The organism is Oceanobacillus sp. M60 (assembly GCF_053839645.1).
In genome coordinates, this window is sequence record NZ_JBSSNH010000010.1 from 1 (window position 1) to 24,236 (window position 24,236).

The following is a 24,236-nucleotide window of genomic DNA, read 5'->3' on the forward strand; positions in this document are numbered from 1 at the left end:
GTCTGCGCCTGACGGCTTGCCAATCAGCAAGTCTTCTTTAAAGGAGATGAGCTCGGGGCCCATGGAAAGCGTAGTGTTTTTCCACAACGGTCGCATTAACCTGACAACGTTGAAGATTACTCCCTCAATGAAACCCATTGGAGCGAATATATTCAGCATTTTTTTATATACTTTCCTATTCTACAAAAAAAACCTGTGGTGAGAAGGAGTTTCTCACCACAGGTTTTTCTATTCAGAACATTAGAGCGGGTAATTTTTCAAGCTGAAAGTCAGGTTATTTTTTCCGATTCGCAATGCTGCCCTCAGCCATTTGAATCATTCGTTTAACCATCTCACCGCCGACCGCACCGTTTTCACGAGCAGTCGTGTCAGCTCCTAAATTCACATGCATTTCATCAGCGATTTCCTCTTTCATCTGATTCACTGCACGTTCTGCTTGCGGTACTAACAACGCATTTCTTCGTTTGTCAGCCACCAGAGACCCTCCTCTTTTATTCAAAAGCAAGTATCATACTTGCTTGCTCCTATCTTGTGCAGAACGTTATAAACTATACAAGAAGTTTTAGCATAAGTGCTGGAAATTGTACATATGTATATCAAGGTGATTAAAAAAAGCTGAAAGCATTTTTAAGGAGGAACTACTTGATGTTAAAAGCAGATTACAGTATGGATATTAACCTGCCTCAATCAGACGTATGGCGTTATTTAGAAGATTGGTCTAATTGGGCGAAGCAGGTGCCCGGTTATCAAACACATAAGAACATATCCCCGACAGACTCGATTTGGGAGCTTCACGGAAAAGCAGGCTCCATTACTAAGGATGTAAAGCTCTATGTCAAAATCATAGAAATAACATCTCCGTCTACCGTTCAATTTCGGGTTCGTGATTCAGAAGACCGTTGTTTAGGAAGCGGCTGTTTTGAGCTTTCCCAGCTTTCTTCCCGTTCCTCCACACTGACCTGTCTATTAGAGCTTGAATTAAAAGGTTTAACAGGAAAAATAAGCGCACCATTGATTGGCTCCCTCCTTCCCGGCTTGTTGGAAAAGTTTGTCCAGCGAATTGCAAAGCCTCTGACAGAAGCGGATTCTGTTGCTTTACCACTTTAAAGCTATGCTGTTTACTCTTATTCTCAACAGTGATACATTTATATAGGTCTAATTATCATTGTCGGGAAAGGAACATAGCACATGGTTAACGCAAAACAATCGCATGCATGGAAGCAATATGCCTATATTATTATTGGAGCAACCATTGTCGGACTATCCTATAATATTTTCTTCCTGCCAGCACGATTAGCTGCTGGAGGTCTGTCCGGAATCAGCACGATATTATTTGAATTATATACGATTAATCCAGCACTCAGCCAATTTATCATTAATATCCCTATTTTTATTATTGGATGGATTACTTTAGGGAAGGATTTCAGCCTAAAAACATTGATTGGAACGTTTTGGGTTCCATTTGTCATTTTTTTATCAGGAGATATTCCGATTACAGTGACCAATCCATTTCTGAGCGCACTTTACGGCGGACTTATTCTTGGTGCGGGATTAGGGATTGTATATAAAGGAAATGGTTCTACCGGGGGTACAGCAGCTATTGCCCAAATTGTGAAGAAATTCACTGGTATTTCCAGCGGCTACTCGCAATTTATCGTAGATGGACTCGTTGTGATTACTTCGATTTTTGTATTCAGCTTCGAACTGACACTGTTTGCATTAATGGCAATTTATATCAGCGGTAAAGCAATAGATATTGTCCAATTACGAACATCCGCAACGAAGCTGGTAATGATTATCACGGATGAGGAAGAAAAAGTACAGCAGCTTATTCAGAACGGTATTGACCGGGGTCTTACGAAAATCCGTTCTGTTGGCGGTTATACGAAATTGGATAAAACCATGATACTGGTGGTGGCACAGCAGGCGGAAGCAGTTAAGCTGAAGAAATTATTACAGGAAGAAACACCTGACGCTTTCACTATTTTTATCAGTGCATCCGAAATTCTCGGGAGAGGATTCTCACTCGATAAATACGATGGACAAAAATTTTAAAACAGGAATGGAAAGAGCCAGAATATCCGGATATTCTGGCTCTTTTGCTATCTATATAGTTTTTTCTATGCCGGCAGCATATTCATTATATTTTGATAAGCAAAACCTCTGACCTGCTCCTCTGAATAATGTTTTTGCAGTTCATTCAGCAAATACGTATAGCCCGAGGCGTCCGGAATATGATCAATATAACAGCTGATGCCGTCAAAGTCTGATCCAAAACCAATATTCTTCTCTCCGCCAAGAGCACAGACATGATCAATATGCTCCAAAAGGTCAGCAACCGTTGCTGTTTCTGCCCCTTTTTTCAAGAAGACCGGATAGAGCGCAAAATGAATAGGCGCTTTTTTTTCAATCAATGCTTTCAACTGGTCATCGTATAGGTTTCTTGGATGCTCACAAATTGCCCGGGCGTTTGAATGCGAAGCAATTGGATAATCAGCCAGCTCCATCACATCCCAAAATGCTCGAACAGAAAGATGAGATACATCTGTCAAAACATTATTCGCATTATTTAACTGGACTACTTCCTTGCCTAATCTGGTAAGTCCGGCTCCCCGGGGTTCTTCAGCGCCATCAGCACATAGATTTGCCGGATTCCATGTCAATCCAACAGATTTAACTCCCATTTGGTAAAGCGTCTTTAGTTTTTCAAGATCATTGCCAATTGCTTCGGCTCCTTCTAACGTCAATACGGCACCAATCTCATCGGAAGCAAGCGAATGAATATCCTTCCAGTTTTGAATAAACCGTACCTTCTCATTCTTTCCCACAATTTCTTCATGAAAAATGGCTGCCTGCTCTTGCGCATACTTCCACTGATCTGTTGTCGCCACATTTTCCGGATCAACAAAAATCGCAAAGAACTGGACCGCAACATTTCCCGCTTCTAACAGCTTCAGATTCGTTTCTATCTCCGGCGCATCTCGAAAATCAAGCTTTCTTTGCTCCAAGCGTGCTGTCTGTAATTTAAGCAGTGCGTCACAATGCGTATCAATTACCTTCATGCTGTCTCCCTCACTTAAAAGAATTATTATATTCTTTCTGTCTTAACTCCACACGCCGAATTTTACCAGAGGATGTTTTCGGCAATTCAGAAACAAATTCAATTTTTCGCGGATACTTATATGGTGCGATTTCATGCTTTACATAGCTCTGCAGGGCTGCAACTACTTCGCTATTTCCAATAATATTATCTTGTAAAATAACAAATGCCTTTACAACATTGCCTCTTACCGGGTCTGGGCTGGCAACGACAGCACATTCTTTCACATCCGGATGTTTTACGAGCGTATCCTCCACTTCAAAAGGTCCAATCGTATAGCCGGAGCTGATAATAATATCATCGCTTCTTCCTTCAAACCAGAAATAACCGTCCTCATCCATGCTTGCCTGGTCTCCGGTAACATAATAATCTCCGCGCTGTGTTCTTTTCGTTTTTTCCTCGTCTTTATAATACCCTTTAAACAAAGCAGCTGTATCAAGCGGAATGGCAATATCTCCAACCTCACCAGTTTTCACCAGCTTCCCGTCTTCATCAATAATAACGACATCATTTCCCGGAGTTGGTTTCCCCATTGAACCCGGGCGTACTTCCATCCCTTTTAAGAATCCGAGCAGCAAGGTACTTTCTGTCTGCCCGTAACCATCTCTGACTGTCACATCAAAATGATGTCTGAACTTATCAATCACTTCACGGTTTAAAGGTTCTCCGGCAGAAACTGTGCTATGCAGTGCATTCAAATTGTAATCATCTAAATTAGAAAGCTTCGCCATTAAACGGTACTCTGTCGGCGTACAGCAAAGCACATTAACCTGATGCTTTTCCAGCAGCTCCAAATATTTTGCTGCATCGAATCTTCCTGAATAGACAAACGCTGTTGCTCCCATCCCCATAATGGATAAAAATGGACTCCATACCCATTTCTGCCATCCGGGTGCAGCAGTTGCCCAAACTGTATCGCCATCTTGAATACTGAGCCAATAACGAGGAGCAGAGGACATATGTGCAAATCCCCAGCCATGAGAATGAATAACTGCCTTTGGATTTCCTGTTGTTCCGGATGTATAAGATAAAATGGCAATATCGTCTCTTGATGTTTCTACCGTTTCTAACTGATCAGAAGCTGCTGCTTTTTCTTTATCAATTGATACCCAGTCTTCTATCTCTTTTCCCACACTGAATTTAGCAAGCTGCTCATACTCTACAACTCTTTTAAACTCTTCCACACATGCTTCTGTCGCAACAACTGCATCAATTTCGCCATGTGAGATACGAAATTGCAAATCCTTGGTCCGCAGCATCTCAGAGCTTGGTATAATAATCATTCCTGTTTTTAAGGCTGCAATATATAGTTCATACGCTTCAATACAGCGCGGCAGCATAATCATTATTTTATCTCCGCGTTTTAAACCGTGATTTAACAGGATATTCCCTGCCTTATTTGCATTCTTTATCAGATTCGTATACGTGATTTCTTTTATATCTCCATTTTCTTCTTCTAAAATAACCGCTTTTCTTCCTTCATCTGCAGCATATTTTTCAAATTCAGAAGTAATATTATATAATGCAGGTGCAATCAAATCTGATTTTTTCATCTTATTCCTCCTCAAATTAGTACCTCGTACTATACGTTAGTCATTATATCAAGAAATAAGAACAAGTTCAAAAGGATTTAAATTTTCTGATAGGATTAAAGGTATAAAATTCTTCCTTCTCTCTTTTAGACAGCTAAAATTATATCCCTCTGTAAATAATGGTGTATGATAATAATTAAAAGGGAATAGTAACAGGAGGGAGTGTTGCTGATGTCAGCATTTAATGAGAAAGATTTCGATAAAGCTTATAATGAGGAAACGAAAAAAATAAATAAACAGCTCGATAAAGATATTATTTTCGCCATGATTGGGGACATCAATACGGGAAAATCATCTACCATTAACCAGCTTATTGGTGATGATGTCGCCAAAGTCGGTGCACGTCCTGGAGAAACGATTGGTATTGATAAATATGTATACCGGGACAAAATTATTTTCGCAGATACGCCCGGGCTTGATGATATCAACCACACTAATTCGGAAGAAACCTTTCGCTTTTACCGCGAAGCAGATGTCATTTTATTTTTCCTAAACGCAGCTGGAACAGTTTTTTCAGAAGGGGAAAGAAAGTCATTTGAAACCATCAGAAAAGAAAATAAGCAGATTGTTTTTATTTTAAATAAAATTGATGCAGCAGATGATATCCCGGCTCTCGTTCAATATGTGAAGGAGCATACGTCAAAACGTTATCCGGTTATCCCGATTTCCTCCCGGACCGGAGAGAATATTGATAAATTACGGAATGAGATATTAGAAATCCTGAAAAAAAAAGAAAAGGAAATTCAATTCGCAAGACTTATTAAAGAAAAGTCGCAGACGGCGAACAAATGGATTTTAGGCGCTTCGGCCTCAGCAACTGCTGTCGGAGCAACACCGCTTCCTGGATCAGATTTTATTCCATTGACAGGAATCCAAGTCGGGTTAATGATTAGACTGGCAACCTTATATGAAAAACCATTATCCAAAAAGAAAGCAAAGGAGCTGACAATTGCCACGATTACTGGTAATATCGGCAAAACTATCTTTCGTCAGGTCTCCAAATTTGTTCCTGGTGCAGGCTCTGTCATCGGCGGAAGTGTTGCAGGCGGGATGACACTTGCGATGGGGTATTCGGTGAAATATGCTTATGAAAATAATATTGAATTGAATGCAGAGACGTTGAAGTCTCTTTACAGTTATTTTTATAAAAGAGGGAAACAAGAGGAGAAGGAAGAAAAGGACTAAAAAATAGAATAAAGAAAAGGAAAAGAACGATTGCTTCTAACCTGCGAAGCAATCGTTCTTTTCCTCTATTATGGCGATATACTTACCCCTCAAACTCGCTCTTTAAAATAGAATATATCTTAATATCCTCTTGTTTCCCTTTTCTCCGCATCGACTTTCTCAATGTTCCTTCATAGATCATCCCTGTTTTTTCCATTAATTTATAGGAAGCTTCATTTTTCGGATGGCATCTTGCATGAATCCGTTCCAGCTTCACTTCTTCAAAACCAAAACGAACGATTTCCTGAACAGCTTCTGTTCCAATTCCCTTTCGCCAATATTTTCTAGAAAGCGCATAGGCGAGCTCGGCAGAATAATGCTTTTGATTCCAAGATAAGTCAATGGTGCCGATAACACGATTGTTTTCCTTCCAGACAATGACCCACGTTGCTCCCATATGACGTTTGTTACTAGCTAATATGAACTCTATAAAGCCTTCCGTATCCGCAAGCGTCTGATGCGCTCTCCAGGTCAGATATGTTGTTAGATTTAGGTCAGAAGCATAATCAAAAATATCCTGCAAATCTGTTTTTTCTACATTCCTTAAAATGAGCCGGTCCGTTTTCAATACTGGAAATGGACTAAACGGATTATTATTCACTTCCTCTCCTCCCTCTTCACGTAAAAAATTATTACAATTATATCCAAAAACAATCGTGTTTCCAAGTACTTTCTATATTACGAAATAGGAGACAAAACTAAAATGGATAACGAAAGAGACTCTTTCCTGTGTAGGTGCGAAAATAAAAGGCTGGCCAACTATCTAACCAGCCTTCACCCTATTCAAATCCGCTGCTTATGCATATCCTTCCCATCATACGTATACAGTGTTTCTTTTCCTTCAATAATTGTTTCTAAATGCACGGCTCTTCCCCATAATTGATAGACATATGGTAAAACATGCTCCAAATATTTAATATCCAGCTCAATACCTTCAAAACCATGCCGCAGATAGAGCTCTCCATTACGAAGATAGTCGCCATTTTCTACAGTAATATATGGAAAACCGCCGTTTACACGCTGAGAAACAAGCTGATCGCGTACTTCTACATAATCCTTTTCTGTAATCCGATAATCTCTTCCTTTTTTCTCAAAAAGATACATATCCTCTTTTGCGACCAATTCCTTCGTTAAATAGTTGCGGATAAAGGAAATATCAGACTCCATTTCCCTTACTTCAAAAATTTTATCTCTTCCTTTATTCGATTCACATCCATTTCTTATCATTTCTTCCGTTGGATTATTATAACGCTCTTCAATATCCTCAAAGATTTTTATTCCTAAATAATATGGATTAATGGATGTCCGGGACGGCTGCACCACGCCGGCATTCAATTTTGCATATTCTAACGTTTCCGAGGAGGTTAAATCTAATTCCCGCATTATGCGCTGATGCCAATAGGATGCCCAGCCTTCATTCATTACCTTCGTTTCTAACTGCGGCCAGAAATAAAGCATTTCCTCGCGCATCATCGTTAATACGTCACGCTGCCAGTCTTCCAGTTCTCTGCTGTATTCTTCAATAAATAATAATAAGTCCTTTTCTGGAAAGGGGGGAATTTTCTTTTGTCTTTTTACCTTTTTCGTCTGCGAGCTTTTGCCACGCTGATCTAAACTCCACAGATCATCGTACTCACCGCGTTTTTTGTGAGTGTCCTCCTCTATCATATCATCCGCTGCTTTGAGTGGCAGTTTAAACCGGACAATTGAAGGATCAATATGCTCCTGAATCGATAAAATTGCATCTAAAAAGCTCTCCACCTCTTCTTTTCCATGCACCATTTCATAATGGGCGATACGCTCTGCTGTTGCTGTCATACTTTCCACCATATCCTTGCGCGTATTTGCAAAGCGGATATTATTCTTAAAGAAATCACAATGCGCCAGAACATGGGCAATAATCAGCTTATTTTGAATCAGGCTGTTCGTATTTAACAAAAAGGCATAACAAGGATCCGAATTGATTACCAGCTCATAAATTTGGCTCAGGCCTAAATCATATTGCAGCTTCATCTTATGGAATTGCTTACCAAAGCTCCAATGGGTAAAACGTGTCGGCATCCCATAAGCGCCAAATGTATAAATAATATCCGCCGGGCAAACCTCATAGCGCATCGGATAAAAATCCAGACCAAACCCTTTGGCTACCTCCGTAATTTCTTCGATAGCTTTTGTTAACTCCTTTGTTTCGCTCAAGTAGATTCCTCCCTTTATTCAGCTACTATTATAGTCTATGTCCTCTGAATAAAATCTTGCCATTCCTATAAAACAGCTCAAAGATTAGTATATTTCTTTGAGCTGTTCGTTTTATTTTCTATATGCGTGCTGCTGTCTTTTGAAAAAAGCTTTTCATCGCATGATAGACATCCGCTTTTTCTTTTAATACATAGTGCTTAAACTTCGGATGGTCAATCGTTTTATAAGCATTCATCAACGTAGAATAGCGGTTATAGCCATTGACTTCTCCGTAACCAAACATATTCGATTTCTCCATCAACTGATGGACTAACTCAATGCATGTCTTGTTATCCGAGCTAATATTCTCTCCGTCTGAAAAATGAAAAGGATAAATATTATAGCGGGACGGGGGATATTTTTCTTCAATGACCTCCAGCGCTTTATAATACGCAGATGAACAAATCGTTCCGCCGCTCTCTCCTTTAGAGAAAAAAGCCTCTTCTGTCACCACTTTCGCCTCTGTATGGTGAGCAATAAATTCAAATTCAACACTTTCATATTTTGTTTTCAAAAAACGGTTCATCCAGAAAAAGAAGCTGCGGGCTATATACTTCTCAAATGCGCCCATCGAAGCACTTGTATCCATCATCGCCAGGACAACCGCTTTGGAATCGTGCCGGATGACTTCATTCCAGGTCTTAAAACGCAGATCATCGTTATAAATTGGCGTGATTTGTGCCTTTCCATCCCGCGCATTCCGCTTTAATGCGGTTAATATCGTTCGTTTCTTATCTACATTTCCCATTAACCCTTTTTTACGCACATCATTAAATTCGACTTTTTCCGTAATAATCTCTGATTTTTCTTTTTCCTGCAGATTAGGAAGCTCTAATTCTCGGAATAATGCGTCTTCTATCTCTGCAATGGATACTTCCGATTCATAATAATCCTGTCCCGGCTTATCCCCGGCTTTCTTGCCATTGCCGGCTCCCGCCTGCTGCCCGTCTCCAGGCGCGCGTGCGACGACATCTCCAACCTCTGAATCTCCATTTCCTTGCCCTACATGCTTTGATTTTTCATAGTTATATCTGATTTTATATTCATCCAGCGAACGAATCGGGATTTTCACTACATCCTTGCCATTGGACATAATGATATTTTCTTCACTGACCAGGTCAGGCAGGTTTTTCTTGATGGCATCTTTTATTTTCTCATTATGGCGCTGCTGATCCTGATAACCCTTTCGATGGAGAGACCAGTTTTCTTGGGAGACGACGAAATTATGCTCTTGCTCATTGGACACTCGAATCCTCTCCTTATATTTGAATTGTTTCCAATCATCAGTTTATGGTACAAACAGTTTTAGAAACATGCTTTATCTATTGTATGCAAGAGGGGATAAGTTATTGCAGACGGATTAAAAGAATTTGAGGTTTTTAGAAAAGCTTATTTCCTTTTATCAGGTAAGTTAAAAAGTGGTATCCATGTTCATCTGGATACCACTTTTCATTTTTCTAAGATGAAATAAATATAAACACTGCTTTATCGATTCAGTAAACTTCCTACATAACGCAGCAGTTCATTCGCAGACACCGAATTATACCCATGCTCATCAATCAGACGGGCAATCACTTCATTAATCTTTTTCAGCTGCGATTCATTCGGTGTTTTCGATGAGGTTGTAATTTTCACAACGTCTTTCAAATCAGCAAATAATTTCTTTTGAATCGCTTCACGCAAACGCTCATGCGATTGATAATCAAATCGCTTTCCTTTACGCGCATAAGCAGATAAACGGATTAAGATTTCTTCCCGGAAGCCTTTTTTTGCATTTTCCGAGATGCCAATCTGCTCCTCAATCGAACGCATCAGCTTTTCATCTGGATTCATTTCTTCTCCAGTGAGCGGATCACGTAATTTATTCTGGTTACAATATGCCTCAACATTATCCAGATAGTTATCCATTAAGGTCTTCGCTGATTCTTCATACGAATAAACGAATGCTTTCTGTACTTCTTTTTTCGCAATCTCATCATATTCTTTCCGGGCAATCGAAATATAGTTTAAATATTTATCCAGATCATCCTTGGAAATAGACGGATGCTGGTTTAATCCCTCCTTCAGCGAACGTAATACATCCAGTGCGTTGATAGAAGGGATTTCTTTACGGATAATCGTGGAGGAAATACGGTTGATGACATAGCGCGGATCGATCCCAGCCATTCCCTCATCCGTATACTCATTTGAAAGTTCCTCTATATCAATCTGATTATATCCTTCCACACTTTCCCCGTCATAGAGACGCATCTTCTTTACGACATCGACACCCTGCTTTTTCGATTCCTTTAATCGGGTCAAAATGGAGAATATCGCCGCAGCCCGTAAAGCATGGGGAGCTACATGAACATCCGCAATATCACTTTCCTGAATCATTTTCTTATAGATTCGTTCTTCTTCACTGACCTTTAAATTATATGGAATCGGCATCACAATCATTCTGGAATGAAGTGCCTCATTCTTTTTATTGGAAATAAATGATTTATATTCTGATTCGTTCGTATGCGCTATAATCAGCTCATCTGCGGATATCAAAGCAAATCTCCCGGCTTTAAAATTTCCTTCCTGCGTCAGTGAAAGCAAGTGCCACAAGAATTTTTCATCACTTTTTAGAATCTCCTGAAACTCCATCATTCCGCGGTTGGCTTTATTTAACTCTCCATCGAACCGGTAAGCACGCGGATCGGATTCAGATCCAAACTCAGCAATCGTGGAAAAATCAATGCTGCCGGTTAAATCGGCAATATCCTGTGATTTCGGATCAGACGGGCTGAATGTCCCGATTCCTACCCTTTTATCCTCTGAGAAAAAGATTCGCTGTACCTTAACATCTTCAATCCTGCCGCCGTATTCCTTTTCTAAACGCATGGTATTCAATGGAGATAGGCTGCCTTCCACTCGTATACCATATTCTTCATGGAAATCTTCCCGCAAATGCTGTGGGATTAAGTGAAGAGGATCTTCATGCATTGGACAGTTTTTAATGGCATATACAGCCCCTTCATCGGTACGTGAATACTGCTCCAAGCCACGCTTCAGCAAACTAACAATAGTCGATTTTCCACCGCTGACCGGTCCCATTAACAGCAAAATTCGTTTTCTGACGTCCAGCCTTCTTGCTGCCGGATGAAAATACTCTTCTACTAAGCTTTCAATTGCTGATTCCAGACCAAAAATAGCTGATCCAAAAAACTCATACATTTTATGGTTATCTCTCTCCGTGACCCCTGCACTCTTGATCATATTATACACCCGAGAATGTGCAGTCTGTGCGATTGTCGGGTTTTCTTTCACCAGCTCTAAGTATTCCGCAAACGTGCCTTCCCATACCAGCTGTTTTTCTGCTTCTCTATCGTTTTTTACTTTATTTAAAATATCCATCGCAGGCTCCCTCCATCTTACAACGATTTCTATATCCTATGCAGTGGAAGTGTAAAACATGCTCTATGGAAATATTTTAGAAAAACATTCAGAGTTCATTTTTAAACGGATGTTTAAAAGTCCAATAACAAAACACGGCGGGGTGCCGTGTTTTTACTCAAGAACATTTTCATTATATGTATCAAAGTCATACCTTTCCCCTTGAATTATCGTATACCGGGTACTCCCCCGCTCCACTGTCCAGACTATTACCTCCCGTTCATCTGTCTGTGCGGTAACCACTGATAAATCCGGATTATCAGCTAATCCGGTCGATTTGATGTAATCGTCCTGCAGCTCTTTCTCGCGGATAAGCGTAATATTCATCATATTGACCCCGTACATGGTCCGGGCATCTTCTGCTAATTCATTCGTTAATTCATCAATTGGATGCTCTTCTAAATACTCCTCTGAAAAGTAGGAAGCTACATTTTCTTCTTCCTCCATAATCGCAGCTTGATACATATCATTGACTACCCGGGCACTATTCGGACTTAAACAGCCTGCCAGGAACAAAGGAATACATATCATCATTAGTAATACCAGGCGTTTCATATGAATTAACTCCTTATTTTTGTCTCTAACAAAATTTTTTATAATTAAAACATTATAACAAGTTACTTTTTTTGATAGGACTTCTAATCGCAGCAACGGTTTTAATAGACCGAGTAATCGCAGGTCTCCATGTTATCAGGTTAATATAATGAATTAAAAATTAGTATGGGTGGTGATAACACTATCTAGCGAAGGAAAAACACGGAGACTCCTGGTCGGCTAAGAACGGTCACGTCCTGTGACCAACGACCGACACCAGGACGTCCTGTCCGTCGTGGGAAAGCGCAGTGGGAAGACCCCGCAGGGAAAAAGGGCTCTTCTTTTTACCGAGGAGGCTGAGCTCAAGCCCACGGAAAGCGGAGTGTTTTTCCGCAGCGACTGCTAGAAAGTAAAATATTGATTTCAACTCACTCACCTTGATTGTAAGCGATTCACATATATTTGTGAAGAATAATCTTAAGCGATAATTTTAATTATTATAATAGTCAACAGTTGAATCTATACAGCAGTTCCATCATAATAGAAAGCGTATAATGAAGGTGAAATGAGGGATAAAATGGTACCAGATAAAAGTATTCTGTTTTTTGATATTGATGGGACATTATTGACAGAAGAGGAAAGAACCCTGCCTGAATCAACGAAGAAAGCCATTTTCAAGCTGAAGGAACTTGGTCATGAGGTTGCCATCGCAACAGGCCGGGCCAAATTCTTATTTGATGATTTACGAGACGAATTAGGTATTGACACTTACATAAGCTATAACGGGCAATATGTGGTGTGCCGCGGGGAAGTTGTCTATGCGAACACAATCAATCCAGAGACGTTAGAGGAATTAACCGCATTTGCTTTAAAAAATAACCATCCTGTTGTCTATATGAATGATAAAAAAATGACAACTAATGTGCCGAATGACCATCCATATATAGAAGAAAGCATTGCAACATTAAAGGTAGATGCTTATCCAGAACAGGAAGAGCATAATACGGCCCGGCAAAGTGACATTTATCAGAGCCTCCTTTTCAACACAGAAGGCGAAGAAAAGATTTATCAGGATACATTCACAAACTTAGATTTTGTCCGGTGGCATCCAAAATCGCTAGATGTCCTTCCAAAAGGCGGATCAAAAGCATTAGGTATTAAAAAACTGCTTGAGTATCTCGATTTTCCGTCAGAAAGACAATACGCCTTCGGAGACGGTTTAAATGATATAGAAATGCTGCAGCTCGTTCCTAACAGTGTCGCCATGGGAAATGCCCTGCCGGAAGTAAAGGAAGCAGCTGCATTTGTTACGAAGGATGTAAGTGATGATGGCATTTCATACGCATTACAGCACCATGGACTGCTTCCGAAGGACTAAGATTCAGCCAAACATCATCATTCCCTTTACAACGGAGTAAAGAGCCTATCCCCCCGGGACGGCTCTTTTTTATCTGTTATCAGGCAAGACAATGTTAACACAGATAAATCTTTAAATATTAAGATTTTTTATTTTTTTTGATTCGCCCTCCAGCCATTTAGCTCGGGAAATCAGTCCCCACAACCCCAACACTGCCAATATAATAAACATAACGAGATTCATCCAGCCCATATGCCTTCCCCTCTCTCATGTCTGTCTTATTCTAATAATATTATATAACGCTAAACAATCAAACAAATTTTTTAAAAGATAATATGAACTCAGAAAACCTCCATTCTTCTCCTCTGGTCATATTTACCACTTCCAGCGAATATCCTTTTATTACTGTGAAAAAAATTCATTTAAAAGGAGGATAAGACATGACAGACCACAAGAATCGGGAGCCGGAAGAAAATAAAAAAATCAGACAGCTGGAGAAATTTTATAGAGATAATGAAGGGAAACCAATGACGACGGATGAAGCGGTTAAAATTTCGGATGATGAAAATACGCTAAGCGCCGGAGACCGCGGACCGCAGCTATTAGAGGATTTTATATATCGGGAAAAACTCTCCCACTTTGATAGAGAACGAATCCCAGAACGAAATGTTCACGCACGCGGATATGGAGCGCATGGCGTGTTTGAATGCTATGCATCACAATCTGATTTAACAGAGGCACATTTCTTACAAGATGCGGGCAGAAAAACACCTGTGTTTGTCCGTTTTTCACAGGTTGCCGGTTCCAGAGGTGCTAATGAAACACTCCGGGATGTGCGCGGCTTTGCCACCAAATTTTATACGGAGGAAGGAAACTTTGATTTAGTCGGCAATAATATCCCAATCTTTTTTATTCAGGATGGCATTAAATTTCCCGATTTGATTCATGCGCTAAAACCAGAACCAAATAATGAAATCCCTCAAGGCCAGACAGCACATGATACATTTTGGGATTTTATCGGAAGTAATGAAGAATCTGCCGCCATGATGATGTGGATTATGTCTGACCGCACCATCCCCCGCAGTTTTCGAACCATGCAGGGCTTTGGTGTGCATACATTCCGACTCGTAAATAAAGAAGGTGTATCGCATTTTTGTAAATTTCATTGGCAGCCAGTTTTAGGCGTTCATTCTCTGATTTGGGATGAAGCACAGAAAATCGGCGGTGCTGATCCGGATTTTCACCGGCGGGACTTATGGGAGAATATCGAGAAAGGTAATTTCCCCGAATACGAGCTTGGCATTCAAGTGATTCGAGAGGATCAGGAGTTTGATTTTGACTTCGATATTTTAGATTCTACCAAGCTGTGGCCGGAGGAGCTTATTCCCCTGAAGAAAATCGGGAAAATGACTTTAAACAAAAATGTCGAGAATGTATTTGCAGAGACTGAACAGGTTGCGCTTCATCCGGGAAATATTGTTCGCGGAATTGACTTTACAAATGATCCGCTGCTGCAAGGCAGACTGTTCTCCTATGCAGATACACAATTTTACCGTGTGGGCACTAATTTCAAACAAATTCCAATCAATCGCCCTATTCGCACAGCACATAATAACCATCGTGATGGTGCAGCACGTTATGTGATTGATAAAGGACAGGTTGCCTACCATCAAAATTATCTGGCGAATAATACACCTTATCCTGTGCCGGGTGATAAAGGCGGATTTGTCACCTACCCTTCTCTGGTCGAAGGAAAAAAGGTACGTCAGACAGCACCCAGTTTTGAGGATCATTTTTCTCAAGGACGACTTTTTTGGAACAGCATGAGTGATGTGGAAAAAAGCCATATCCTGCAGGCATTCAGTTTCGAGCTTGGAAAAGTGAAGAATCCGGAAGTACGGAAGCGCGCGGTTCGTCTGATTGCCCATATCAGCAGACCGCTGGCTGTTTCGGTTGCCGAGGAGGTTGGCGTGCCAGCTCCGCCGGAAGCTATTCCAGAATCCGATGTGACCGCTTCCTCGCCGGCTTTAAGTATGCAAAATACAGTGTTTCGTACGGATACCTTAAAGGTCGGGGTGATTATTGATGAACAATATGACAGTAATGCTTTAAAAAACGCGATGGCGTCGTGGGAAAAAGCAGGATTAGAGCCTGTTTTTGTAAGCAGAAGGCTCGGAACATTGGAAGGAACAAACGGGGATAGCCTTTCCGTTGATGAAACATTTTTAACCGGATCGCCGCTTCTGTATGATGGTTTATTTGTTATAGGCGGCCCATATGCTACCAGGGATTTTCATTTTATGACAAATCAATTTATTGTGGATCAGTTTAACCATTATAAGCCTATTGGCGGTATTGACGAAGGAGCAAAGTGGATAGAAGAAATTCATCTTCAAAATCGCCCCGGCGTCTTGACAAGCAGAGCCCCGACCGACGGCTTCTATAAAGCCTTTGTCAATGCAATGGCGAAACAGCGTTTTTGGGATCGATAAGAAAAAATGCGCCGCGCAGAATGTTTTTCAGCGCAGCGCATTTTTTACAGTTCTCTCTGACGGAAGCCCGAGAGTTATTTATCATATTCGTCTGGATTGGAACCAGAACGGCTATTTTCATTCAACGCATCGATCTGTTTCATTTCCTCATCCGTTAATTCAAAATCAAAAATATCCGCATTGGAAATGATGCGTTCCGGGGTAATTGATTTTGGAATGGTAACAACTTGATGCTGGACATCCCATCTTAAGATGATTTGCGCCGCATTCTTCCCGTATTTCTCTCCAATCGTAACAAGCGCTGGATGATTTAGCAGCTCTCCCCGTTTCAGCGGAGACCAGGCTTCCAGCTGGATGCCATGTCTTTCACAAAAAGCGCGCAAGCCTTCCTGCGTTAGATGCGGATGAAATTCCACTTGATCAACTGCCGGAACAACTTCTGCTTCTGCTAAAAGCCGCTCTAAATGCTGGATATGAAAATTACTCACACCAATGGCACGAACGCGTCCATCATGATAAAGCTTTTCCATTGCCTTCCACGTATCTATAAACGTTTCTTTTACAGGCCAATGAATCAGATATAAATCCAAATAATCGGTATCTAATTTTTCAAGACTTCTTTCAAATGCTTCTAATGTAGACGCATAGCCCTGCTCATCATTCCAGACTTTTGATGTCAGAAAAATATCCTTTCTCAGTATACCAGACTCCTTGATACCCTGCCCGACACTGGCTTCATTCTGGTAAAAAGAAGCGGTATCAATACTGCGATAACCATGCTCCAGCGCAGTTTTCACTGCGGCCACTGCTGTCTGTCCTTCTTCTACTTTATAGACTCCCAGTCCAAACGCAGGCATATCTACGCCATTATTTAATGTGACTGTACCCTGAAGGTGATTACTCATATCAGACATCCATCCTTTCTTATCTTTTCTATCATCTTATAACAATCAATCACGTAAAAGAAAGAAAAAGGAACTAGCAGATAATGCCGCCACTCTAAAATGGGCGGCATTGTCTGCTAGTTCGTTACATGATACATATACACACCATCTGTCAACTCGCGCGTACACTCCCCAGCCAGACGCAAATATTCTAAATGGGCGACCGTTTCACCTACTGCAAACCGCGTATCGTGAACAGCCAGCTTTTTCGGAAACAGCTTTTCCATTGTTTCATAAACCGTTAAGCCGGTTTTCAGCATTTCCTTTAGGCTGTTCAATCTTTCTTTATGATGGGTCTCTATTTCCTGAATTCGCTTGGATGCATTTTGGAACGGGTCGCCATGGGATGGAATAACCCATTCGACGTCCAGTTTCTTAATTTTCTCCAAGGAATTCAAATAATTTTCTAATGGGTTTGGGTCCCCGTGAAACCAATAGGAAATATTCGGAGTAATCCTCGGAAGAACATGATCCGTTGACAGCAGCACATTCTTTTCCTGACTATAAAAGGTGACTAAACCGTCTGAATGACCTGGTGTATGTATAATCTCATAGACATATTTCCCAAATTGAATCGTTTCCCCTTCCTTTAAAATGTTTTCCACCTTTGGATAAGGGGTTACTAATGGTGCAAATGCAGCAGTATTCTGCGTCAAAGCCCTGCTTTTCTCCTCGGGAATGCCCGCCCGATAATAATTCTCCCATAACTTTTCTAAAAAGGGCTGCTCCCAGGCTTGCAGCGCCGCCTGTAAATCAATTTCAGACATCCAAACGCGCGCATTGGTTCGTTCCTGCAGTTTCCCTGCATAACCAAAATGGTCTGGATGGTAATGAGAAACAATAATGTCCGTAATTTGTTTCCCTTCTATTTCCTTTTCCCATATTTTCTCCGTAGTTGTATTATGCAGACCTGTATCTAAAATCTTATAGCCGTCCGCTTCCTCAGCAATAAAACAATGGACATGATTTAAGCGGAACGGCAATGCTAAAGTAATCCGCTTTATCCCTAATTTATCTAACATCGGCGTCACTTCTTTCTAAACAATCCGCTTTTATTTTCCTTTAAAACTCGGTTTTCTTTTGTCAAAAAATGATTGAATCCCTTCTTTATTATCCTCTGTCTGCAGCAATAAGGTCTGGATAGCCGTTTCCTGCAGATCATTTGTACCGCTGCTCCATTCATCTGCATAGTTGACCATATGCTTTACAAATTTATTAGCAAGCGGCGGCCCGTTAACAATAAAGCCGGCATAATCAATGGCTGCTTCCACAACCTCGTCCTCTGTTACGCGATTAACAATGCCGCGCCGATATGCTTCTTCTGCTGAAACAGGTCTTCCTGAAGAAATCCATTCCTTCGCTACGGCACTTGGCAGGTTATCTGTCAGTTTTTTTACTAAGCCTAAATCCGGTATAATGCCTACATCGGTAAAACTGCATAGAAAGGCTGCATCCTTTTTAGCTACGACAAAATCTGCTGCAACGGCAATACTGAAGCCTGCTCCTGCGGCAAAGCCATGGACTGCGCTGATAACATATTTATCAAGATCCCGTATCGTCTGAATAATCTCTAATGCCTGCTTCATATATTCCATTATTTTCGCGCTGTTATCCAATGTATGAAGCACTTCCAAATCGCCGCCGGCTGAAAATATTTTTCCCTCTCCGCTGATGATGACAGCTTTGATATCCGAATCTTTTTCTGCGTCCGTCAGCGCTTCCACCAAGCCTCTCGCCATTACAATCGACAGGGCATTGCGTTTCTCCGGCCGGTTCATCTTTATCAAAGCAATCGCATCTTTCTTTTCGTATTTCACTGCATCTGTCATTGCCTTCTCTCCCTTTTTAAATCAAGTCAGCTGGTGTTGTTTTTTTGCTTGTGTATATGCTGTTTTTAATTCATCTACAGCTCCCTGCAGCGTCTGTATTTTCGTTGTTCCGCCAACTCCCTGGCCAGCGCCCCAAATATCCTTCCACGCTTTAGCTGAGGAGTCCGACAGCTTTTTAAAATCAAGCCCGGCCTTTTCCGGTAAATTCTTTGGATCCAATCCAGCTTTGACAATACTGGGGATCAAGTAATTAGCAGGTATCCCGCTAAACGCAGGCGTATAGATAATATCCGCAGCCGCAGATTGAATAATCGATTCCTGGTAATCCGCACTTGCTCCGCTTTCCGCTGTCGCAATAAAATGGGTGCCAATATAGGCAAAATCAGCTCCTAGAAGCTCTGCGGCCAATATTTGCTCTCCTTTTGTAATGGTTCCCGCTAAAGCAACGGGGCCATTAAAAAAGCTGCGTACTTCCTCGATAAATGCAAAAGGATTTAGCGTTCCAGCATGCCCGCCAGCCCCGCTTGCTACTAAGATCAGCCCGTCACTGCCCTTTTCCAATGCCTTTTCAGCAAATTTCACATCCACCACATCGGATAAAACAAGACCTCCATAGCTATGAACAATCTTTACAACCGGAGATGGATCTCCTAACGATGTAATAACGATTGGCGGCTGATGCTTCTCGATCAGCTCCAAATCCTCGTAAAATCGTTTGTTGGAGGAGTGACTGATGAAGTTGACGCCCCAGGGTGCCATCGCTGCCTCTGGATTTGCTGCTTCTTTTTCCTGTAATCTCTCATTGATTTCAGCCATCCAGCTGTCTAAAACATCCTTCGTGCGGGCATTCAGAGCCGGAAATGTTCCAATGATTCCTGCTTCACATGCCCCGACAACCATGTTTGGGTTAGAAATTAAAAACATCGGAGCCATGATAACCGGCAGCTCCATTTTTTTCTTTATATCAGTCAATTGCATTTAACCAGCTCCTTTTCCATTAGAAAACACGGAAGCGCCGCTCCGCGCTTCCTGTTGAAAAAATTTGATATTATGAAGATGAATCAGATAAGGAAAGCATTTCTTCCACTTGATCCCGCAATGCCCGTTTCAAGAATTTCCCTACCGATGTTTTTGGGATTTCTTCCATAAATAGAACGCGGTCAGGAATCCAGTACTTTGCAAATTGTGGTGTTAAAAATTCTTTCACTTCTTCTTCCGTTAATGTTTTCTTCTCTTTTAATACCACGCATGCTACCGGACGCTCCTGCCACTTTGGATCCGGAACAGCAATCACCGAGGCTTCAAATACCGCTTCATGCGCCATTAATGCATTTTCGATATCGACCGAGGAAATCCACTCCCCGCCGCTTTTGATCATATCCTTGGTACGGTCCACGATTTTCACGGAGCCCTCTTCATCGATATTGACCACATCGCCTGTGTGAAGCCAGCCGTCCCGGAAGGATTCCTCACTGCGGTCATTTTTATAATATGCATCGGCAATCCACGGCCCTCTGACAAGCAATTCGCCTATTGTGTTTCCATCATGCGGGATATCGCCATGTTCATTGATTCCTCTAATTTCAATTCCCGGCACGACCATGCCTTGACGGGAGCGTAATTCCAGACGCTCCTCTTCATCCAGCTCCTGCTGATAGCTTTTTAAACGGGCCAGTGTCACAATCGGAGAGGTTTCTGTCATTCCATATGCATGAACAAAAGGAATATGATAGGTTGATTCAAATGTGCGGATCATCCCTTTTGGAGCAGCTGAGCCGCCGCAAAGAATACAGCGCAGACTGCTTGTATCGTAATTTCCCTGCTCCAGTGCCTGCAGAAAGCCCATCCAAATCGTCGGTACACCGGCTGCCATCGTCACTTTATAATCCTCAACCAGTTCTGCTAAAATCTGCGGTGTCGGCATCGGTCCCGGAAGCACCTGGGTTGTTCCAAACCATAATGCAGCAAATGGCATCCCCCACGCATTTACATGAAACATTGGAACAATAGGCATCGCAATATCTTCCTCTGATAAGCCTACGGTGTCCTTTAATCCCAGAGCCAGGCTATGTAAATAAATCCCGCGGTGAGAATAAGCAACACCCTTTGGCCTGCCCGTTGTTCCAGAGGTATAACATAAACCGGCAATTGTATTTTCATCAATAGCATCATCAAGCTCTGTGTCCGGGTCTGCTTCTTCAAGCAATGATTCATAGGATGCCATATTTGTTAGGCTTGTTTCAGGCAGCTCCTCCTTATCCGTCATCACAATAATTTTTTCTATATCCGTAATTTGGTCTTTCACGCGCTCGATCAATGGAAATAAATCCTCATCCACCAATAAGACTTTATCCTCTGCATGATTGATAATATAGGCTAAATCGTCTGGTGAAACACGGATATTGATTGTATGCAGTACGGCTCCCATCGTCGGAATCGCAAAGTAAGCCTCCAGATGACGGTGATGGTTCCAGGCTATTGTGCCGACTCTGTCCCCTTTTCCCACGCCTAAGCTTTTTAAAGCACCTGCCAGCCGGTGAATCCGTTCGGTTATTTTACTGTACGGAATGGTATGAACTCCGCTCAGCGTACGCGAAATAACTGTTTTATCAGCAAAGTATTTCTCCGCATGCTTCACCATAGTCGTTAAATTTAATTGGGTTTGCATCATTTTAAAATTCCTCCCTATTCCCCTGTCCATCGTTCCAAAATTGTCGCATTAGCCATTCCCAGCCCTTCACACATCGTCTGCAGACCAAAACGCGCTTCGAGCCGCTCCATGGTATGCATCATCGTTACCATCAATCTGGCTCCGCTTGCGCCTAAAGGATGCCCTAAGGCAATAGCTCCCCCGTCAATATTGACTTTTTCTTCATCTGCCCCTAATTCCTTCATCCACATTAAAGGAATGGATGCAAAGGCTTCATTCACTTCAAAAACATCGATATCTTCCATCGATAAACCAGCTTTTTTAAGAACCTTTTTAGTAGCTTCGATTGGACCTGTCAACATCTCTGTCGGATCAGAACCAATCACACTGCGGGTAAGAATACGAAAACGCGGAGTAAAGCCAAGCTCTTTGGCTTTATCAGCAGACATGATTAAAAGTGCTGCTGCACCGTCACTCATCTGACTGGCATTTCCCGCTGTGATTCCGCTCTCCTCTGTAAATAAATCAGGCAATGCATTCAGTTTCTCCATCGAGGTATCTCTTCTCGGCCCTTCATCTTGACAAAATTGAGCAGTGGTTCCATCCGCGCGCTTGACGGAAATAGGCATCATTTGTTGTCGAAAAAAGCCTTTTCCCTGCGCTTGTATCGCACGCTGATGACTCTTGAATGAATAATCATTCATTTTTTGGCGAGAAATCCCCCATTTTTCAGCAATATGAGCGGCTGCGACTCCTTGATGCACCATATCATAGTTATCTAGTAAAGCACGATTCCACTTTACACCCTGCTGGTTGGTTCCCATTGGCACACGTGACATACTTTCCACCCCGGCTGCTACCACAATATCCATATCCCCGCTCAAGATGGCCTGTGCAGCAAAATGTATGGCCTGCTGACCCGATCCGCATTGACGGTCAATCGTTGTTCCAGGAACACTGACCGGATAGCCGGCAATAAGCGCTGCCTGCCTGGCCACATCCACTGCCTGTTCTCCTGTCTGCGTGACGCATCCCATAATAACATCGTCAATGGCTGCTGCATCCAGATTGGTTCGTCTAACTAATTCCTTTAAAGGCGCTGCAGCTAATTCTTCTGCCCTTATCTCACTCAAAAAACCATTTCGTTTACCAATAGGTGTACGTACTGCCTCTACAATCACCGCATCCCGCATCGATACTCCTCCTTTTTCATTTGGAAAGGATATGAATCTATTATCATTTACAGCAAATCGATTTCCGGTGAACCCTATCAATATCCCTTATCAGTTATTAAATAAAAATGTAAAACAACCAAATAAAGTAAACGCTTTCAACATTCATTTTATGTTGTTCAAAAATGAATGTCAAGAGGGAAACAAGCAGGGTATGGCCTCCTAAGCCCATTTCCCCCAATCATTCCCTGCTCTATAAACATTATCCGGCCATATATGCCATTAGTTGAATATATGTCATCACCAAAGCATATAGCACCACAGCAAACACACCGTTAAACTGAAAACCATTTTTAAAGCCGCTCAAACCATTGGAGCCGCTTAAGACAATGATTGGCATAATCACCGGTGATAATAAAATTGATATTGAGCTTCCCAGCGTCACTGAAAGCACAATCAGCTCTGGAGGATACGGCAGGTGGATAGTCTGCAAAATACCAGCTACCAATACCATTACTGTCAACGGACCGAGACCGGCAAAGCCTAAGATAATTACCATAAACGGCAGCAGGTATAATAGATTGATAAATGGAGCGACTGCTTCTAAGGCATAGAGACTGTCGACAACCCAGCCGGCAAAGCCTGTTTTAGTCAATCCTGCAATCAGCATTCCTGCCCCAACCATCACGCATAGCTGATACGACTTGCCCGCCATCTCTTCTTTTACATAAAGTGCTGCAATATGTGTTAATTTATATAAACGCTTCTTCACTAGATAATAGCTAAGTATCCATACGAGGATGGTTAAAGGGATCAGGACAAGCAATTCCATGTTCACCCAAGCGCTCAGGATAAAGATGGAACCGAAAAGAGAGAGAAAGAGAATCATAAATTCACGGACGATCCGCTTTGTCTCCCGTTTATTTCTCGTATGCTGCATAATCTCATCAATTTCATGCTGGAGGCCTCTTGTAAAGTTAACATGATACTTTTTATTCTCCAGCGGGAAGAACAAAATCGCAACGATGGTTCCTAATGCAGCTACCCCCAGCCCTTGCAGAATTGATTTCCATAAGGAAGCCTCCATTGCTTCCACCACATAGGCAAAGCTCGGAATACTGACTACCCACAGAACCGATAACGCAAACCCGCGCAGTATCGCTGTTCCTTTATATCTCTCCCACGCCTCACCCTTTTCGTCCTTTAAGATCATCGATACAAATTGATACAGCATAGGAATCGCGCCAAATAAGAGAAAATATGCGATTACTTGTGTAAAGGAAACCATTCCAAAATAAAATTTCTTACTCGTATCCACAAAATCATGCGCATAGCTGATGGCAGATTCTAAAAATGCTTCTTCCCGCAATACCCAGCTGACCATAGGGATGATAACTAATAATCCGACCATATTCCGCATCTGCAAAAGCCCTTCCCGCATTCCCGAAAGAAAAGAGGTGTCTACAGATAGAAAGATGATTACTCCAGTTAAAAACAAGCCTAATGGCATTTTCAAATGCAGCGGCCCGTAAAATAATGTTCCAAAGAAAATAATTCCAAACCCAAACCATACTAACAGTGTTAACAGCAGATGAACCTGCAAAAAATACGTGACAAAATGGATCATCGTAAAACCAATGATACAAATGACTAACGCCGGACTGACGAATTGTTTACTCATTATTGA

20 protein-coding genes are annotated in these 24,236 nt (G+C 41.7%); 5 read left to right on the plus strand and 15 right to left on the minus strand.

Annotation, left to right across the window (positions count from 1 at the left end):
• Window positions 1–274: 274 nt before the first annotated feature.
• A complete protein-coding gene (locus ACW0TQ_RS20340) occupies window positions 275–475 on the minus strand; it encodes an alpha/beta-type small acid-soluble spore protein (protein ID WP_042530005.1) in 201 nt (66 codons plus the stop codon).
• A gap of 170 nt (window positions 476–645) precedes the next feature.
• Here ACW0TQ_RS20340 and ACW0TQ_RS20345 point away from each other — a divergent pair, with 170 nt between their 5' ends.
• The gene (locus ACW0TQ_RS20345) at window positions 646–1,107 is read left to right on the plus strand and encodes an SRPBCC family protein (protein WP_212928352.1); all 462 of its coding nucleotides are present in this window, start codon (window positions 646–648) and stop codon (window positions 1,105–1,107) included.
• Between the two features lie 81 nt (window positions 1,108–1,188).
• The gene (locus ACW0TQ_RS20350) at window positions 1,189–2,055 is read left to right on the plus strand and encodes a YitT family protein (RefSeq protein WP_193065277.1); all 867 of its coding nucleotides are present in this window, start codon (window positions 1,189–1,191) and stop codon (window positions 2,053–2,055) included.
• Window positions 2,056–2,120: 65 nt separating this feature from the next.
• On the opposite strand, the gene ACW0TQ_RS20355 is transcribed toward ACW0TQ_RS20350, so the two are convergent.
• Window positions 2,121–3,062 carry a dipeptidase gene (locus ACW0TQ_RS20355; protein WP_212928353.1) on the minus strand — a complete coding sequence of 314 codons (942 nt, stop codon included), beginning with the start codon at window positions 3,060–3,062 and terminating at the stop codon, window positions 2,121–2,123.
• 10 nt (window positions 3,063–3,072) lie between these two features.
• Entirely contained in the window at window positions 3,073–4,653 is a 1,581-nt protein-coding gene (mbcS, locus tag ACW0TQ_RS20360) for an acyl-CoA synthetase MbcS (protein WP_455725954.1), read from the minus strand.
• 210 nt (window positions 4,654–4,863) lie between these two features.
• Here mbcS and ACW0TQ_RS20365 point away from each other — a divergent pair, with 210 nt between their 5' ends.
• Complete coding sequence (locus ACW0TQ_RS20365; protein ID WP_042529995.1) at window positions 4,864–5,877, plus strand: YcjF family protein; 1,014 nt, start codon at window positions 4,864–4,866, stop codon at window positions 5,875–5,877.
• A gap of 82 nt (window positions 5,878–5,959) precedes the next feature.
• On the opposite strand, the gene ACW0TQ_RS20370 is transcribed toward ACW0TQ_RS20365, so the two are convergent.
• The 5 genes from ACW0TQ_RS20370 to ACW0TQ_RS20390 all read right to left on the minus strand — a co-directional run bounded on the left by ACW0TQ_RS20370 (window position 5,960) and on the right by ACW0TQ_RS20390 (window position 12,126).
• Window positions 5,960–6,517: a GNAT family N-acetyltransferase gene (locus ACW0TQ_RS20370; RefSeq protein WP_042529993.1), complete on the minus strand. Its 558-nt coding sequence runs from the start codon at window positions 6,515–6,517 to the stop codon at window positions 5,960–5,962.
• A 182-nt stretch (window positions 6,518–6,699) separates the two neighbouring features.
• Window positions 6,700–8,112, minus strand: a complete 1,413-nt coding sequence (locus ACW0TQ_RS20375; protein WP_455725955.1) for a SpoVR family protein — start codon at window positions 8,110–8,112, stop codon at window positions 6,700–6,702.
• 118 nt (window positions 8,113–8,230) lie between these two features.
• Entirely contained in the window at window positions 8,231–9,397 is a 1,167-nt protein-coding gene (gene yhbH / locus ACW0TQ_RS20380; protein ID WP_139089015.1) for a sporulation protein YhbH, read from the minus strand.
• 239 nt (window positions 9,398–9,636) lie between these two features.
• Window positions 9,637–11,532: a PrkA family serine protein kinase gene (locus ACW0TQ_RS20385; RefSeq protein WP_042529987.1), complete on the minus strand. Its 1,896-nt coding sequence runs from the start codon at window positions 11,530–11,532 to the stop codon at window positions 9,637–9,639.
• Between the two features lie 153 nt (window positions 11,533–11,685).
• A complete protein-coding gene (locus ACW0TQ_RS20390; RefSeq protein WP_455725956.1) occupies window positions 11,686–12,126 on the minus strand; it encodes a hypothetical protein in 441 nt (146 codons plus the stop codon).
• A gap of 556 nt (window positions 12,127–12,682) precedes the next feature.
• Here ACW0TQ_RS20390 and ACW0TQ_RS20395 point away from each other — a divergent pair.
• Window positions 12,683–13,483, plus strand: a complete 801-nt coding sequence (locus ACW0TQ_RS20395) for a Cof-type HAD-IIB family hydrolase (protein WP_042529983.1) — start codon at window positions 12,683–12,685, stop codon at window positions 13,481–13,483.
• A gap of 419 nt (window positions 13,484–13,902) precedes the next feature.
• Window positions 13,903–15,954: a catalase gene (locus ACW0TQ_RS20400; RefSeq protein WP_455725957.1), complete on the plus strand. Its 2,052-nt coding sequence runs from the start codon at window positions 13,903–13,905 to the stop codon at window positions 15,952–15,954.
• A gap of 74 nt (window positions 15,955–16,028) precedes the next feature.
• On the opposite strand, the gene ACW0TQ_RS20405 is transcribed toward ACW0TQ_RS20400, so the two are convergent.
• From ACW0TQ_RS20405 to ACW0TQ_RS20435, 7 genes are all read right to left on the minus strand, one after another.
• Window positions 16,029–16,859: an aldo/keto reductase gene (locus tag ACW0TQ_RS20405; RefSeq protein WP_042529979.1), complete on the minus strand. Its 831-nt coding sequence runs from the start codon at window positions 16,857–16,859 to the stop codon at window positions 16,029–16,031.
• Between the two features lie 116 nt (window positions 16,860–16,975).
• Window positions 16,976–17,920 carry an MBL fold metallo-hydrolase gene (locus tag ACW0TQ_RS20410; protein ID WP_368900916.1) on the minus strand — a complete coding sequence of 315 codons (945 nt, stop codon included), beginning with the start codon at window positions 17,918–17,920 and terminating at the stop codon, window positions 16,976–16,978.
• Between the two features lie 30 nt (window positions 17,921–17,950).
• On the minus strand, window positions 17,951–18,727 hold the full coding sequence (locus ACW0TQ_RS20415; RefSeq protein ID WP_042529975.1) for an enoyl-CoA hydratase/isomerase family protein: 777 nt from the start codon (window positions 18,725–18,727) through the stop codon (window positions 17,951–17,953).
• 21 nt (window positions 18,728–18,748) lie between these two features.
• The gene (locus ACW0TQ_RS20420; protein WP_368900917.1) at window positions 18,749–19,705 is read right to left on the minus strand and encodes a nitronate monooxygenase; all 957 of its coding nucleotides are present in this window, start codon (window positions 19,703–19,705) and stop codon (window positions 18,749–18,751) included.
• Between the two features lie 70 nt (window positions 19,706–19,775).
• Window positions 19,776–21,398: a long-chain fatty acid--CoA ligase gene (locus ACW0TQ_RS20425; protein WP_042529971.1), complete on the minus strand. Its 1,623-nt coding sequence runs from the start codon at window positions 21,396–21,398 to the stop codon at window positions 19,776–19,778.
• Window positions 21,399–21,412: 14 nt separating this feature from the next.
• Window positions 21,413–22,570: a thiolase family protein gene (locus ACW0TQ_RS20430; RefSeq protein ID WP_042529969.1), complete on the minus strand. Its 1,158-nt coding sequence runs from the start codon at window positions 22,568–22,570 to the stop codon at window positions 21,413–21,415.
• A gap of 241 nt (window positions 22,571–22,811) precedes the next feature.
• A complete protein-coding gene (locus tag ACW0TQ_RS20435) occupies window positions 22,812–24,230 on the minus strand; it encodes a hypothetical protein (protein WP_256705033.1) in 1,419 nt (472 codons plus the stop codon).
• Between the last annotated feature and the right edge of the window lie 6 nt (window positions 24,231–24,236).